Source organism: Massilia haematophila (genome assembly GCF_042647645.1).
GTDB classification, from domain to species: Bacteria; Pseudomonadota; Gammaproteobacteria; order Burkholderiales; family Burkholderiaceae_D; genus Telluria; species Telluria haematophila.
Genome location: NZ_JBHRVV010000001.1, coordinates 2,259,221 through 2,273,536, shown reverse-complemented (window position 1 = coordinate 2,273,536; position 14,316 = coordinate 2,259,221). Strand labels below are relative to the sequence as shown.

Genomic DNA, 14,316 nt, shown 5'->3' with positions numbered 1-14,316 from the left:
CGGAGCAAGCATGGACCAGGCAATCGCGAAGGGAGAATCGGCGGTACAGGACGCAATCGTTGCCGCGCTGGCGGAATACTGCTATGCGGAGCGGCTGCGTTTCCGGCATACCTTGCCTTATTCGAATCAGCAGGGCTTCAAACCGGGTCGTGTCTGTGCCGATATGGCGGCCGTGCTGTCCAACAATACGCTCTTGATCCTCGAAGTAAAGGCTGCGGCTACGTCAGCCGAGAAGACTGTCCTCGGTGCGTTCAAGAAGGTTGAGCATCAGTGGAAAAGTTATCGGTTTTTTGAAAAAGAACTGAAGGTTCCCGTGCATTATGCGTTCAATACCGTCGAGACGCTGGCACACGCAACCCCGGCGCCGTTCAGCCCCTTCATGTGTGTGCAGACTTTGTCCGAGATCGGCCTGGCCAAGCCGAGCGCCGTCAGCTCAGACGGGAAAGTCGCTGAAGTGGCCTGCAACCTGTTTCAATATATCAGGAGCGACAAGTTGCGCGGCAGCGAAGATGCTGCCATCGCATTGCTCGGCTTTCTGACCGCTCCCCTTTCCAATTCCACGCTGGTGCTGGCATTCGCTCCGGATTCCGGCATCACGGCGCTGAGCGCCGCACAATTGGGTGTGCTTCAGCGGCAGATGCTTGAAACGCCGCAACAGATCGATGCGAACGCCTTCCCTGCCATTGCCGCATATATTCAGAGTTTTGCGGTGGAAAGCTCATCGACGTCGAAGGACGAGGACGAAGCGAAGAACACAAAAAAGAAAGGGGACGAGCTGCTGGAAGAGTTCTCGCTTTTCGTGAAGGAACACTTCCGCGGCCCACGCGGCAGCTCCAAGCAGCCCGAAGCGAAGCAGCAACCGGCGAAGACAATCGGGGCTGCCAAGCCAGGGTCAAAGCGCTAGCGCTTGAATCGCTCTCGCCGTCGCATTTGCGTGGAAGAAAAAGTGGGGAGCTGGTCCCCAGCAAACTTGTTCGCATTTGACTACACTGGCTGCTGTCTTGATTTCCGGGAAACATAAAATGACAAGCAGCCTGCGCCAGGACGCCCGCGTCATCGCCCTGGTCGGCACCTCGCACGGGGTGTCGCACTTCTATCACCTGATCCTGGCCGGCTTGTTTCCCTGGCTGAAGGAAGCCTTCACGCTTTCTTATTCCGAGCTGGGCCTGTTGATGACGGTGTTCTTCGTCGTCTCGGGCATCGGCCAGGCCTTGTCGGGCTTCATCGTCGACCGGGTCGGGGCGCGCCGCGTGCTGTTTACCGGCCAGGCGCTGCTGGGCCTGGGGGCGCTGGTGCTGGCGTCGGCGCCGAACTACGCCGTGCTGCTGGCCGGTTCCTTCGTTGCCGGCTGCGGCAACGCGGTGTTCCACCCGGCCGGCTATACGCTGCTGAACCACGGCGTGTCGAAGGAGCGGCTGGCCTATGCGTTCTCGGTGCACGGGATTTCCGGCAACATCGGCTGGGCGACGGCGCCGATCTTCCTGGCCGGCGTCGCCACCCTGTCGAGCTGGCGCACGGCGCTGCTGGCGGCCAGTGCGATTCCCTTCCTGATGCTGCTGGTCCTGTTCCTGAACCGCGCCGTGCTGCCGAACCGGGCGACCGTTGCGAAGCCGGGCGAGCAGCAGGGCAGTTCCTTTGCCTTCCTGCGCCTGCCGCCGGTGTGGATGTGCTTCGGTTTCTTTTTCCTGACCTCGATCGCGCTGGGCGGCATCCAGGCCTTTTCCTCGACCAGCCTGGTGGCGTTGTACGGCATCACGCTGGGCACGGCGGCGACCGCCTACACCACCTTCATGCTGTCCTCGGCGGCCGGCATGGTGGCCGGCGGCTTCCTGGCCGCGCGCGCCCACAACCACGACCGCACCATCGCGGTCGCCTTCCTGTTCGCGGCGGCACTGGCGCTGCTGCTGGCCGCCGCCGTGGTGCCGGGGCCGATGGTGGTGGTGGTGATGGGCGCGATCGGCCTGGCGACCGGCGTCGCCGGTCCCTCGCGCGACCTGTTGATCCGCGCCGCGGCGCCGCCGAACGCCACCGGCCGCGTGTTCGGCGTGGTCTATTCCGGCCTGGACACCGGCATGTCGGTCGGCCCGCTGCTGTTCGGCGCGCTGATGGACGGCGGCCACCCGGCCGCGGTGTTCATCGGCGTGGCCCTGTTCCAGACCCTGGCGATCGCCACCGCGATCGGCGCCGGCAACGCGCGCGCCAGCGTGCCGCAGAAGGCCTGAGACGGCGGGTCTCGGCAGGCTCGGTGAATGAAAACGCGCACCGCGAGTGCGCGTTTTTTGTGTCCGCAGCGACCAGAGCTGTAGGGTGGGCACTCCGTGCCTACGCGTTACGGACGTGGCCGGTCGTCAAAGGCGGCGACGGGGCGCTCGCAAAGTATGCAATGGACGCAACGGGGCCGAGCTTGAAGTCGGCGAGCAATCAGTATCAGCTATCGCAAAAAGCATGCGCACGTAACGCGTGGGCACAGCGTGCCCACCCTACGTTGAAGGCTCGCTCCAGGCAAACCCAAATCGCCTTCCTCGGCTAGCGTGCCTGTTGCTTGTTTGCGGCTTATTTTCGCTTATTGCGCGTCAGCGACATCAGTGCCAGGCCGCCGAGCATCAGGGCGATGCTCATCGGTTCGGGCACCTCGGAGCGGGTGTCGGTGGCCGGCAGGGTGGGCGCCGACACGTCGACCAGCACCGGCGCGCTGCCGCTGCCGGGCACCAGCGCCGGGTCGGGCGGCGTGGCGACGACCTCGGGCGGGGACGGCTGCGCGGGCGCCGGGGCAGGCGTCGGCGCCGGTGCGGGTGCGGGAGCTGGCTGCGGCTGCGGCGTCACCGCGGCAGCCAGCGTGATGGTCTGCGACAGCAGGTCGCCCGTCTTGTTGCCGGCTGCGTCGAGGAAGTTGACCTTCAGGTGGGGCGCATCCAGCGACGGGGCGCCGCCGCTGAAGGTGAAGGTGAACACCATGTCGTCGCTCAGGGCGATGGCGTCGCCGCTCAAACACAGGGCGCGGTTGCTGCGCTTGGCGCCGTTACCGCCGCCGCAGCCGTTCGCGTTCAGCTCGCGCGCGCTCAGGGTCCAGTCGCCGGCGCCGGCCGGCGCCGCGCTCACACGCACGCTTTGGTAGCTGCCGATGTCCTTCAGGCTCAGGGCCGACAGGCTGACCGCCCGCGTCCAGTCGCCCGAGTGTTTGGCGGCATCGATTTCCAGGGTCAGGACATTGTCAGTCCAGCTGGTGGTGAAGACGACGTCCTGGAACGTCAGTACACCCGCCTGCGCGGGGAGGGCGCCGATGGCGAGGGCCAACGCGAGGCTGTACTGGCGGAGCAAGGTTTTCAAGATGGCTTCCTGGTGAGAGGGCTGGCGCTCGCCAGTCCGGACTTGTCGAATGAACAGGTCGCCATGCTGCCGACGAGTGTGCTTTATGTCAATACAATATTCCTGATTGAAACAGAATATGTGATCAGGCAAGCATTTCCAGTCGATCAGCAATAGGCTTGATGAACGCGCTGAATCACTCAAATTTCACGATGCGAAAAGATCGCTTCATAACGTGAAATCCTCTGCTGCGCACGCACCGCCTTTCCCTTCCATTTTAAGAAATTCCTTTCCGGATCATGAAATAGATGGTTCAAGTAGTTGAATTTATTAGGTAAAAAAACCTTTTGCTGTCTTATATAAGAGTTGTTGTGCTGTGCACCAATGGGTCTATGATTTCACTAACGGATTTCACTTCGCAATGCATCTTTTATCTAATCAGGAGAGACAACATGGCTACTCGTGAACAGCAGATCACCGCCCTGCAGAATGACTGGGACAGCAACCCGCGTTGGAAAGGTGTGGTGCGCAATTACACCGCCGCCGACGTCGTGCGCCTGCGCGGTTCGATCCAGGTCGAGCACACGCTCGCCAAGCGCGGCGCCGAGAAGCTGTGGGATCTCGTCAACAATGAGCCCTTCGTCAACGCCCTCGGCGCCTTGACCGGCAATCAGGCGATGCAGCAGGTGAAGGCCGGCCTGAAAGCCATCTACCTGTCGGGCTGGCAAGTCGCGGGCGACGCCAACCTGGCCGGCGAAATGTATCCGGACCAGTCGCTGTACCCGGCCAACTCGGTGCCGATGGTCGTGCGCCGAATCAACAACACCTTCATGCGCGCCGACCAGATCCAGTGGTCCGAAGGCAAGGACGACATCGATTACTTCGCCCCGATCGTGGCCGATGCCGAAGCCGGTTTCGGCGGCGTGCTGAATGCCTTCGAGCTGATGAAGTCGATGATCGAGGCGGGCGCCGCCGGCGTCCACTTCGAAGACCAGCTCGCTTCCGTGAAGAAGTGCGGCCACATGGGCGGCAAGGTGCTGGTGCCGACCCGCGAAGCGGTCGAGAAGCTGACCGCCGCGCGCCTGGCGGCCGACGTGATGGGCACCTCGACCCTGGTCGTGGCCCGCACCGACGCCGAGGCAGCCGACCTGCTGACCTCGGACATCGACGACAACGACAAGTCCTTCTGCACCGGCGAACGCACCGTCGAGGGCTTCTACAAGACCCGCCCGGGCATCGAGCAGGCAATCTCGCGCGGCCTGGCCTACGCACCGTTCGCCGACCTGGTCTGGTGCGAGACCGGCAAGCCGGACCTGGAATTCGCGCGCAAGTTCGCCGAAGCCATCCACGCCAAGTTCCCGGGCAAGCTGCTGGCCTACAACTGCTCGCCGTCCTTCAACTGGAAGAAGAACCTGGACGACGCCACCATCGCCAAGTTCCAGAAAGAGCTGGGCGCGATGGGCTACAAGTTCCAGTTCATCACCCTGGCCGGCTTCCACGCCCTGAACTACGGCATGTTCAACCTGGCCCACGGCTATGCGCGCCGCCAGATGTCGGCCTTCGTGGAACTGCAGGAAGCCGAATTTGCCGCCGCCGAGAAGGGCTTCACCGCGGTCAAGCACCAGCGTGAAGTCGGCACCGGCTACTTCGACGCCGTAACCCAGACCATCCAGCAGAACCAGAGCTCGACCACGGCGCTGCACGGCTCGACCGAAGACGAACAGTTCTTCGACGAAAAGAGAGTCGCGTAAGCCCCGTCGTCGATACATCTCCAGAGTTGCCGCAGCGCCCAGCCGGGCCTGCGGCTTTTTTTCGTTCATGTCCTGTTTCGGCGGCCGATTTGGGCGGTCGGCTTTTCTAGGCGATAATGACGCCTGTTATCGCCGTTCCTTCGAACGGCGCTTTAGATTCTAGGATTCCCAATTTATGTTGAGCTACCGCCACGCCTTCCACGCGGGTAACCATGCCGACGTCCTCAAGCATTTCGTCCAGGTGCAGCTGCACCTGTATATGAACCAGAAGGATGCGGCCTATACCTATATCGACACCCACTCGGGGGCCGGCGTGTATGCGCTCGACAGTACCCAGGCCACCAAGAACGCCGAATTCGACACCGGCATCGGCCCGCTGTGGAACCGCAGCGACGTGCCCGCGCCGCTGGCCGACTACCTGAACCTGGTGAAGGCGATGAACCCGAGCGGCAAGATGCGCTACTACCCGGGTTCGCCTTATGTCGCCGACCAGATGACGCGCCTCGAGGACCGCCTGCGCCTGTTCGAACTGCACCCGGCAGACAGCAAGATCCTGGCGGATAACTTCCGCAAGGCCGAGGCGCACCGCGCCGAGCAGGGCGAACGCGCGCGCGGCCGCCGCGTCATCATCGAGCGCGGCGACGGCTTCGGCAGCCTGAAGGCCCTCCTGCCGCCGCCGTCGCGCCGCGCGCTGGTGCTGATCGACCCGCCCTACGAGGTCAAGGACGATTACCGCAAGGTGCGCGACGCCCTGGATGAGGCCCTGGGCCGCTTCCCGAGCGGCATCTATGCGGTCTGGTATCCGGTGCTGCAACGCATGGAGTCGCGCCAGTTCGCCGACAGGCTCAAGCGCCTGCCTGCCAAGGAATGGCTGCACGTGACCCTGACCGTGTCGACCCCCGGCCCGGACGGCTTCGGCCTGCACAGCAGCGGCATGTTCATCCTGAATCCGCCGTACACGCTGGAACCCCTGCTGCGCGAAACCATGCCTTACCTGGTGCAGGTGCTGGGCAAGGATGCCGGCGCCAGCTTCCTGATCGAGCGCGGCACCCAGGTGACGGGGGCGGCGACGGCGCGCACCGGCACAGCCGGCGGCGCGCGCATGCCGGTCGGCAACGCACGCCGCGCCAGCCCGCTGTCGGGCAGCGGCAGCCTGCGCCTGCCGGGGCAAGCCATGCCGCAGCGTTCCGAGGCGGGGCAGGGCGGCGCCGAGGGCGCGCCGGGCAACAAGGCGGGCGCACAGAACCGCGCCAAGCGCTTCTCGCGTCCGCAGGGCGAGGGCGACGCGGGACGTCCAGTGTCGCGTTCGCGCGACACCACCCAGCGTGGCAGCGAGCGTCCCGACGAGCGCTTCGATCCTTCGCGTGGCGAGAACCAGCCGAGGTATGCCGACCAGCGCCGTCCGTCCGGTCCGCGCCGCGAGGCTGGCGTGGGCGGCCAGGGCCAGGGCCAGGGCCAGCGCCCGGGCAAGCCGGCGCCGGGGCGCACCAGGGGTGGAAATCGCGGCTGATGTCGCGTTCGACACAGCAGCTGTAGCCGCGCGGCGCACCGTCGCGCGCGTTTCGATGTAAAAATGTAAAGACTCGCGGAATGGTGTATATTCGCCAAGGGTATGCGCATGTGCGCACCCTTTGCTGCGCCTGCCGCGCAGCAAAAGTTTCCAGGAGTGTTACATGCATGCCGAAGCAACGGCAGTATCATCCATGCCGTCCGACGAATTCTTCCTGGCGCGCCAGCCCATCCTTGGGCGCGACCAGCATCTGGTTGCCTTCGAGCTGCTGTTTCGCGCCGCGGGCGAGCACGAGGATGCTCGCCTGACCGATGGCGCCGCCGCCACGGCGGCCGTGATTTCGCACGCGTCCCAACTCGGCCTGGAACAGGTTGTTGGCGAACAATTGGCGTTCGTCAATGTCGACGAGGTCGTCCTGATGAGCGACTTCGTCCGATTTCTGCCTCCGCGTAAAGTTATCCTCGAAATTCTCGAAACCGTCAAGCCGACCGAGCAGTTGCTGGCGCGCGTGGCGGAGCTGAAATCGCTCGGCTTCACGTTCGCGCTCGACGACGTGGTCGACCATACCGAGGAAGTCGACAAGCTGCTCGGCCTGGTCGACGTGGTCAAGATCGACCTCAAGGGCGTGCACCGCAAGGCGCTGCGCCCGCTGGCGGCCTCGCTGCGCGCGGTCGACAAGAAGCTGCTGGCGGAAAAGGTCGAAACCATCGAGGAATTCCAGCTCTGCCTGGAACTGGGCTTCGAATATTTCCAGGGATATTACTTTGCCCGCCCCGTGATTCTCAGCGGCCGCAAGATCGCGCCGTCCAAGCTGACGATCCTGCGCCTGCTCGAGCTGCTCAATGCCGAAGCCGACGACGCCGCCATCGAGACCGCGGTCAAGCGCGATGCGCTTACCAGCCTGAACCTGCTGCGCCTGGTGAACAGCCGGGCGGCCGGCAGCGGCCAGCGCATCGAATCCGTGTCCGAGGCGACCACCAGGCTGGGCCGCAAACAACTGCGGCGCTGGCTGCAGATCCTGCTCTACAACACGCCCGGTGCACCGGTGGAACTGAATGCGCCGCTGCTGCAACTGGCCACCACGCGCGGCAAGCTGCTCGAGCTGATGTCGCTGCACGTGCATCCGGACAATGTGGTCTGCGCCGAGCGCGCTTTCACGGTCGGCATCATGTCGCTGGCCGACGCGCTGTTCTCGATGCCGATGGCCGACATCCTCGACAACGTCGAGCTGGCCGACGACGTGCGCGCCGCGCTGCTGCACCGCGAGGGCACCTTCGGGACGATGCTGGTCGTGGTCGAGCGGCTCGAAAAGGCCGATACCGGCCGCCAGTTCACCGCCGCGCTGCGCCGGCTGGGGTTGACCTCGAAGCAGGTGCGGGAGATCGAGCTGGAGGCCTTCGACTGGGTGCGCGAGCTGGCCTACGAAGCGGCCTGAGCGGCTTGCGCATCCGCGTCGCGAACGCATCAATACATCGCTTCCGCCGACGATTTCGGGGCCGCTGCCGCTGAGTTGACGGTGATCCGGCGTGGGTTCGAGAACCTACCCTACGAAACCGGGTGCGCGAGCTGGCCTACAAGGCGACCTGACGGGGTTCGATTTGTATGGTGGGCTCTCGGGCCCACGCGGGATCACCGCCTGATCCGCGGCACAATCAACCGGAGCAGTTTTGTAGGGTGGACACCTGTGTCCACGCGATAGGGCGCATGCGCGTCGCGAGCGCATCAATACATCGCTTCCGTCGACGATTTCGGGGACGCTGCCTCTGAATTGACGGTGAACCCGCGTGGGTTCGAGAACCCACCCTACGAAACCGGGTGCGCGAGCTGGCCTACGAAGCGGCCTGACGGGGCTGGATTTGTAGGGTGGGCTCTCGAGCCCACGCGGGATCGCCGCCTGATCAGCGGCACAATCAACCGGGGCAGTTTTGTAGGATGGACACCTGTGTCCACGCGGTAGGGCGCATCCGCGTCGCGAACGCATCAATACATCGCTTCCGCCGACGATTTCGGGGCCGTTGCCGCTGAGTTGACGGTGATCCGGCGTGGGTTCGAGAACCCACCCTAATGTGATGGACTCCACCCTCCTGATATCGGCATCATTGTGCCAAGCGTGCCAGATTGGACTGGCAAGCTAAAACAAGAGGGGGAGTCACCATGAATGCTAGCGCAAAAGTGGTTGGTTTGGATATTGCGAAGGACGTGTTCTTCGCGGTCGGGCTCGATGGACACGGCAAGCGGGTGTTCAAGCGTAAGCTTTCTCGAGACCAGGTGCTTGCGCAGTTCGCGCAGATGGCCCCGGCGATGATTGGTATCGAAGCCTGCGCAGGTTCGCATTACTGGGCACGCAAGCTCGTGGAAATGGGGCACGACGCCAAACTGATTGCGGCCCAACACGTCAGGGCATATGTCACTGGTAACAAAAACGACATGAACGACGCTGCTGCAATTGCCGAGGCACGCTCGCGCGGTTCGACCAAGTATGTGCCGATCAATACGGCTGCACAGCAAGATTTACAGATGCTGCACCGCGCTCGCAGCGCCCTGATGACAGAACGGGTGGCGATGATCAACAGGATCCGGGCATTTGCCGGCGAATATGGCCGGGTATTTCCCAAGCGCGTGGAAAGATTGCGCGACGGACTGAAAGCATGGCTGAACGATCCGGACAATGGTTTGTCTGGTATGGCCCTGGAGACATTCCGGGAGCTCAAGGCCCAGCTGGACGACAAGGACGAGAGGATTCAGGCGTACGACCGACGTTTGAATCAGGCAGCCAGGTCGGAACTGGCGAAGAAACTGATGGAAGTGCCGGGTGTAGGGCCGTTGACGGCAACGGCAGTGCAGGCAACGATCGCCGATCCGCACCACTACAAGAGCGCGCGAGACTTTGCAGCGAATTTAGGCCTCGTGCCACGCGAGCATAGCAGTGGAGGCAAGCAGCGCTTGTATGGCATTACCTGCAGGGGCGACAGCTACCTGCGCACCCTGCTCATACACGGAGCGCGCAGTGCGCTGAGAACAGCAAGCGGCAAGCCCGACAAGCTGCTGCAATGGGCAACAAGGCTGGCAGAACGGCGCAGTTTCAACGTTGCCGCGACTGCGCTGGCCAACAAGATGGCCAGGGTGATCTGGGCGCTGATCGCGCACGGACGTCCTTATGTTCCGGCCTGGTCGAAAGACACGCCCAGGCCGGCCTGAAAAGACTGTCGAGTAACTCAGCAACAACAAGGAGCAATCGCCAAGTTTGCGACGAGAAGAACGAATGATGCCAACAGGTCGAACCGGCGTCGGGTGAATCCGTAAACTGTAGTGGCCATCAAGGCCGTCACCCTATGAGGATCCTGACGCGCGTATCACATCAGGGCCAGAGCACTGGAAACGCTCAACATACAGGCCGAATAGATACAAGCAAACTCTTCCTAACGGCAAAAATTCAATCTTCTTCTTGCAAATCGGGTGGAGTCCATAGATACGAAACCGGGTGCGCGAGTTGGCCTACGAAGCGGCCTGAGCGGCCTGCTTTCGTAGGGTGGGCTCTCGGGCCCACGCGGGATCACCGCCTGATCCGCGGCACAATCAACCGGAGCAGTTTTGTAGGGTGGACACCTGTGTCTACGCGATAGGGCGCATGCGCGTCGCGAGCGCATCAATACATCGCTTCCGTCGACGATTTCGGGGACGCTGCCTCTGAATTGACGGTGATCCGGCGTGGGTTCGAGAACCCACCCTACGAAACCGGGTGCGCGAGCTGGCCTACAAGGCGACCTGACGGGGTTCGATTTGTAGGGTGGGCTCTCGAGCCCACGCGGGATCACCGCCTGATCAGCGGCACAATCAACCGGAGCAGTTTTGTAGGGTGGACACCTGTGTCCACGCGGTAGGGCGCATGCGCGTCGCGAACGTATCAATACATCGCTTCCGTCGACGATTTCGGGGACGCGGCCTCTGAATTGACGGTGAACCCGCGTGGGTTCGAGAACCCACCCTACGAAACTTCCGTTGACGACTTCGGAGGCGTCGACTCTGAATTTGCGATGATCCCGCGTGGGCACAGGTGCCCACCCTACGAGACCCGATTCGTTATTGCCCCAGGAACAGGAAGACCGTCGGCTTCTTGTGGAAATCCGGCGCCTTGCCGGCGGCCAGTTGCGCCTTCCACTTCGCCGCCGTCAGGGTGCGCACCGACTCGGTAGCCAGCGACAGGTCGGTCGCCACGCAGACCAGGGTGCCCGGCTGGCAGGTATTCACCAGCGCTTCGAGCATCTGGCCGTTGCGGTAAGGCGTTTCGATCAGCAGTTGCGTCTGCTTCTCGGTACGCGAGCGTGCTTCCAGGTCGCGGATGCGCTTGGCGCGCGCCGCCGCGTCGGTCGGCAGGTAGCCGTTGAAGGCGAAGCTCTGGCCGTTCAGGCCGCTCGCCATCACGGCCAGCAGCAGGGACGAGGGGCCGACCAGCGGGCGCACCGCGATTCCGTGCTGGTGGGCCAGGCGCACCAGGTCCGCGCCCGGATCGGCCACGGCCGGCACGCCGGCTTCCGAGACCAGGCCGGCATCCTCGCCCGCCAGCAGCGGTTCGAGCAGGATGGAGAGGGCGGCCGGCGGCGTGTTCACGTTCAGCTCGGCGATGCGGATGTCCTGCAGCGGGCGCGCCAGCGGATGGTCGATCGCGACCAGTTTCAGGAAGGCGCGCGCCGTCTTGGCGTTCTCGGCCACGAAATAGCCGAGCTGGGAAGTGAGCGCCTGGACCTGGCCGGGCAGGACGTGGTTGAGGGCGCCGGGTTGGGCGTCGGTGGGGCCGAGGGTGTTCGGGATCAGGAAGAGGGTACCGGGCATAGCGAAAAAATGTGGGTGGATCAGGTGCCGAAGAAGGGCATGCCGGCGCGGCGCAGCATGCCGGTCAGGGCGATCAGGGGCAGGCCGGTGAGGGCGGTCGGGTCGGTCGACTCGATGCGGTCGAGCAGGGCGATGCCCAGGCCCTCGTTCTTGGCGCTGCCGGCGCAGTCGTAGGGCTGCTCGATGCGCAGGTAGGCGTCGAGCTCGGCGTCCGGCAAATCGCGGAAGCGCACGAAGACCCGGACGTTCTCGACCTGGGCGGCCAGCGAGGGATCGGCCACGCGGCCATCCCACAGGCACAGCGCCGTATGGAAAACGACCTCGCGGCCGCGCATCTTTTGCAGCTGGGCCAGGGCGTTCGCATGATTGCCGGGCTTGCCGATCTGTTCGCCGTCGAGCGTGGCGACCTGGTCGGAGCCGATCACGAGCGCGCCCGGCTGCAGGGCGGAGACGGCCTGGGCCTTGGCGCGCGCCAGGCGCAGCGCGGTTGCCTCGGGCGCTTCGCCGGGCAGCGGCGTTTCGTCGACGTGGGGCGCGATCGCCTCGAAATGCAGGTGCAGGCGCGAGAGCAGGTCGCGGCGGTAGGCGGAGCTGGATGCGAGGATGAGGCGCGGCGGGACGGAACTTGGTATCATAGCGGCCTGGGTCGAGGATTCATAAGTAAAACAGATAGATAACGCGTCCCGGCAAGCCAAGCTTATAAATCACGACACGCCTGATCGGGCGGTGGGCGTATCGGCAACAGACGAGGGCGCAGCGGGCCAAAAAATCGCGTAAGTCTTTGACTGTGCGGGGACAAGCCTGTTATTATCGCAGGTTTTCCGGGGACGTTTTCTGCAATGAGCGCTTTTGTCATCGACGCCTTTGAATTCTGCCGCACCAATGGCTATCGCGAAGGGGTGACGCCGGTTGCGGAAATGACGCGCCTGGCCGCCGATTGTGCCGACAACAGCGGCGAGATCGCCTGGTCCATCCAGGGCGGCACCACCCCGCAGGGTTACCCGACGATGACCCTGTCGGTCTCGGGTCCCGTCCAGCTGGCGTGCCAGCGTTGCCTGACCCCGTTCGGCTACCGCATCGATTCGTCCACCCAGCTGGTGCTGGGCCGCGACGACGAGGAAGCCGACCAGATCGAGGAAATCCTCGACGACGAAAGTATCGACGTGATCGTCGGCAGCCGCGAATGCGACATTCGCCAGCTGCTGGAAGACGAAGCCCTGCTGGCCCTGCCACAGGCGCCGAAGCACGAGCAGTGCCCCGACACCAGCCTGTTGGAGTCGCTGAAGTCCGAAAAGGTCTCGCCCTTCGCCGGCTTGAAGAACCTGAAATCCGAATAAAGAATCAAGTAGTTGTAGTTGTTGTACAGAACGTGTCAAACGCGTGCACAGTCGAGTATGTCAGGGCAGCGTTTCATACAGAGTCGGCAATCGAAGGATTGCCGGTGGGATACTCGATGCGCATGTTTTTTGCAAATCGAATGTGTTAGAATTTTAGAACTTTAGTATTAGGAGTCATCATGGCAGTTCAGCAGAATAAGAAGTCCCCATCGAAGCGCGGTATGCACCGTTCGCACGATTTCCTGGTTGCCCCTAACCTGGCAGTCGAGCCGACCACCGGTGAAACCCACCTGCGTCACCACATCAGCCCGAACGGCTTCTGCCGTGGTCGCAAAGTCCTGAAGACCAAGAACGACGAGTAATCGCCGTCTTGCTTTTCTGTACCATGAAAGCGGTGCAACGTATCTCAAGTGCGTGGCGCCGCTTTTTCTTTATCCCCGGCCGCACCATCCGCACCGTCATTTCCACGGTTGCCGTCTCGGGCTGGCGTCCTGCCGGCGAGCGCATGCATCCAGCCGCCCGCCCCCTGTGAGCCGCGGTTCGTACCTCCAAAATGACAATTAAAATTTCCATCGACTGTATGGGCGGAGACCACGGTCCCTCCGTTACGATCCCTGCAGCCCTGTCGTTCCTGAAACAGCAGCCCGAAGCCGAACTGATCCTGGTTGGCCTCGAAGACGTGCTGCGCGCGGAACTGAAGAAACACAACGCCGACGCGAACCCGCGCCTGACCGTGAAGCACGCCTCCGAAGTGGTGGCGATGGACGATCCGGTCGAGGTGGCCCTGCGCCGCAAGAAGGATTCCTCGATGCGCGTCGCGGTCGAGCTGGTCAAGGACGGCACGGCGAACGCCTGCGTCTCGGCCGGCAACACCGGCGCCCTGATGGCGGTCTCGCGTTATGTCCTGAAGACCATGGCCGGCGTCGACCGTCCGGCGATCTGCTCGATCCTGCCGAACCAGAAGAACGGCCCGACCTACATGCTCGACCTCGGCGCCAACGTCGACTGCGAGCCGCACCACCTGCACCAGTTTGCGATCATGGGCTCGGTCCTGTTCTCGGCCATGGAAGGCGTGCAGCGCCCGACCATCGGCCTGCTGAACGTGGGCACGGAAGAGATCAAGGGCAACGAGGTCGTCAAGAACACCGCCACCCTGCTGCGCGCCGACCACGAGCGCGGTTCGCTCAACTTCTACGGCAACGTCGAAGGCAACGATATCTTCAAGGGCACGACCAACGTCGTGGTCTGCGACGGTTTCGTCGGCAACGTCACCCTGAAGGCGGTCGAAGGCCTGTCGCGCTTCGTGAAATCCGTCTTCAAGCAGAATGTGCTGTCGATGATGGGCGCGGTACTCGCCCGCAGCGCATTGAAGAAGCTCAATCCTGAGCGCTATAACGGCGCCAGCCTGCTCGGCCTGAAAGGCCTGGTGTTCAAAAGCCACGGCGGCGCGAATGCCTACGCCTTCGAGTGGGCGATCAAACGCGCCTTCGATGCGGCGAAATATAATGTACAAGAGCAATTGTCGGCGATGATAGCCGAACTGATGCCAGACACGCCTGACGCCACGCGCCAGGGCTGATTT

The 14,316-nt window shown here is 63.3% G+C and carries 12 protein-coding genes; 9 read left to right on the top strand and 3 right to left on the bottom strand.

What is annotated here, in order from left to right; translation table 11 throughout:
• The first annotated feature begins 10 nt into the window (after positions 1 to 10).
• Positions 11 to 904 carry a hypothetical protein gene (locus ACFOPH_RS10090; RefSeq protein ID WP_379735045.1) on the top strand — a complete coding sequence of 298 codons (894 nt, stop codon included), beginning with the start codon at positions 11 to 13 and terminating at the stop codon, positions 902 to 904.
• Positions 905 to 1,022: 118 nt separating this feature from the next.
• The gene (locus ACFOPH_RS10085) at positions 1,023 to 2,222 is read left to right on the top strand and encodes an MFS transporter (protein WP_312552840.1); all 1,200 of its coding nucleotides are present in this window, start codon (positions 1,023 to 1,025) and stop codon (positions 2,220 to 2,222) included.
• 331 nt (positions 2,223 to 2,553) lie between these two features.
• Here ACFOPH_RS10085 and ACFOPH_RS10080 read toward each other — a convergent pair whose 3' ends face one another.
• Positions 2,554 to 3,327, bottom strand: coding sequence for a PEP-CTERM sorting domain-containing protein (locus tag ACFOPH_RS10080; RefSeq protein WP_379735043.1), 774 nt, complete (start codon positions 3,325 to 3,327; stop codon positions 2,554 to 2,556).
• Positions 3,328 to 3,758: 431 nt separating this feature from the next.
• Here ACFOPH_RS10080 and aceA point away from each other — a divergent pair, with 431 nt between their 5' ends.
• The 4 genes from aceA (at position 3,759) to ACFOPH_RS10060 (ending at position 9,765) form a co-directional block, all read left to right on the top strand.
• On the top strand, positions 3,759 to 5,057 hold the full coding sequence (aceA, locus tag ACFOPH_RS10075; protein ID WP_312554103.1) for an isocitrate lyase: 1,299 nt from the start codon (positions 3,759 to 3,761) through the stop codon (positions 5,055 to 5,057).
• Positions 5,058 to 5,232: 175 nt separating this feature from the next.
• The gene (gene rlmJ, locus ACFOPH_RS10070) at positions 5,233 to 6,567 is read left to right on the top strand and encodes a 23S rRNA (adenine(2030)-N(6))-methyltransferase RlmJ (protein ID WP_379735041.1); all 1,335 of its coding nucleotides are present in this window, start codon (positions 5,233 to 5,235) and stop codon (positions 6,565 to 6,567) included.
• A gap of 163 nt (positions 6,568 to 6,730) precedes the next feature.
• Entirely contained in the window at positions 6,731 to 8,002 is a 1,272-nt protein-coding gene (locus tag ACFOPH_RS10065; RefSeq protein WP_312551579.1) for an EAL and HDOD domain-containing protein, read from the top strand.
• 719 nt (positions 8,003 to 8,721) lie between these two features.
• Positions 8,722 to 9,765 (top strand): IS110 family transposase, encoded by a 1,044-nt coding sequence (locus tag ACFOPH_RS10060; protein WP_379732773.1) that lies wholly within the window; start codon positions 8,722 to 8,724, stop codon positions 9,763 to 9,765.
• An 882-nt stretch (positions 9,766 to 10,647) separates the two neighbouring features.
• Here the strand turns inward: ACFOPH_RS10060 and ACFOPH_RS10055 are convergent.
• A complete protein-coding gene (locus tag ACFOPH_RS10055; RefSeq protein ID WP_379735039.1) occupies positions 10,648 to 11,397 on the bottom strand; it encodes an SAM-dependent methyltransferase in 750 nt (249 codons plus the stop codon).
• Between the two features lie 20 nt (positions 11,398 to 11,417).
• Positions 11,418 to 12,032 (bottom strand): Maf-like protein, encoded by a 615-nt coding sequence (locus ACFOPH_RS10050; protein ID WP_379735037.1) that lies wholly within the window; start codon positions 12,030 to 12,032, stop codon positions 11,418 to 11,420.
• Between the two features lie 204 nt (positions 12,033 to 12,236).
• Here ACFOPH_RS10050 and ACFOPH_RS10045 point away from each other — a divergent pair, with 204 nt between their 5' ends.
• The 3 genes from ACFOPH_RS10045 to plsX all read left to right on the top strand — a co-directional run bounded on the left by ACFOPH_RS10045 (position 12,237) and on the right by plsX (position 14,313).
• Positions 12,237 to 12,734, top strand: a complete 498-nt coding sequence (locus tag ACFOPH_RS10045) for a YceD family protein (RefSeq protein ID WP_312551585.1) — start codon at positions 12,237 to 12,239, stop codon at positions 12,732 to 12,734.
• Positions 12,735 to 12,913: 179 nt separating this feature from the next.
• The gene (gene rpmF / locus ACFOPH_RS10040) at positions 12,914 to 13,096 is read left to right on the top strand and encodes a 50S ribosomal protein L32 (protein WP_379735035.1); all 183 of its coding nucleotides are present in this window, start codon (positions 12,914 to 12,916) and stop codon (positions 13,094 to 13,096) included.
• Positions 13,097 to 13,287: 191 nt separating this feature from the next.
• On the top strand, positions 13,288 to 14,313 hold the full coding sequence (gene plsX / locus ACFOPH_RS10035) for a phosphate acyltransferase PlsX (RefSeq protein WP_312551597.1): 1,026 nt from the start codon (positions 13,288 to 13,290) through the stop codon (positions 14,311 to 14,313).
• Positions 14,314 to 14,316: the final 3 nt, after the last annotated feature.

Bases quoted from the DNA above. Each gene is read 5' to 3' on its own strand.
- ACFOPH_RS10090 (WP_379735045.1), top strand. From the start codon at position 11: ATGGACCAGGCAATCGCGAAGGGAGAATCGGCGGTACAGGACGCAATC.
- ACFOPH_RS10085 (WP_312552840.1), top strand. From the start codon at position 1,023: ATGACAAGCAGCCTGCGCCAGGACGCCCGCGTCATCGCCCTGGTCGGC.
- aceA (WP_312554103.1), top strand. From the start codon at position 3,759: ATGGCTACTCGTGAACAGCAGATCACCGCCCTGCAGAATGACTGGGAC.
- rlmJ (WP_379735041.1), top strand. From the start codon at position 5,233: ATGTTGAGCTACCGCCACGCCTTCCACGCGGGTAACCATGCCGACGTC.
- ACFOPH_RS10065 (WP_312551579.1), top strand. From the start codon at position 6,731: ATGCATGCCGAAGCAACGGCAGTATCATCCATGCCGTCCGACGAATTC.
- ACFOPH_RS10060 (WP_379732773.1), top strand. From the start codon at position 8,722: ATGAATGCTAGCGCAAAAGTGGTTGGTTTGGATATTGCGAAGGACGTG.
- ACFOPH_RS10055 (WP_379735039.1), bottom strand. From the start codon at position 11,397: ATGCCCGGTACCCTCTTCCTGATCCCGAACACCCTCGGCCCCACCGAC.
- ACFOPH_RS10050 (WP_379735037.1), bottom strand. From the start codon at position 12,032: ATGATACCAAGTTCCGTCCCGCCGCGCCTCATCCTCGCATCCAGCTCC.
- ACFOPH_RS10045 (WP_312551585.1), top strand. From the start codon at position 12,237: ATGAGCGCTTTTGTCATCGACGCCTTTGAATTCTGCCGCACCAATGGC.
- rpmF (WP_379735035.1), top strand. From the start codon at position 12,914: ATGGCAGTTCAGCAGAATAAGAAGTCCCCATCGAAGCGCGGTATGCAC.
- plsX (WP_312551597.1), top strand. From the start codon at position 13,288: ATGACAATTAAAATTTCCATCGACTGTATGGGCGGAGACCACGGTCCC.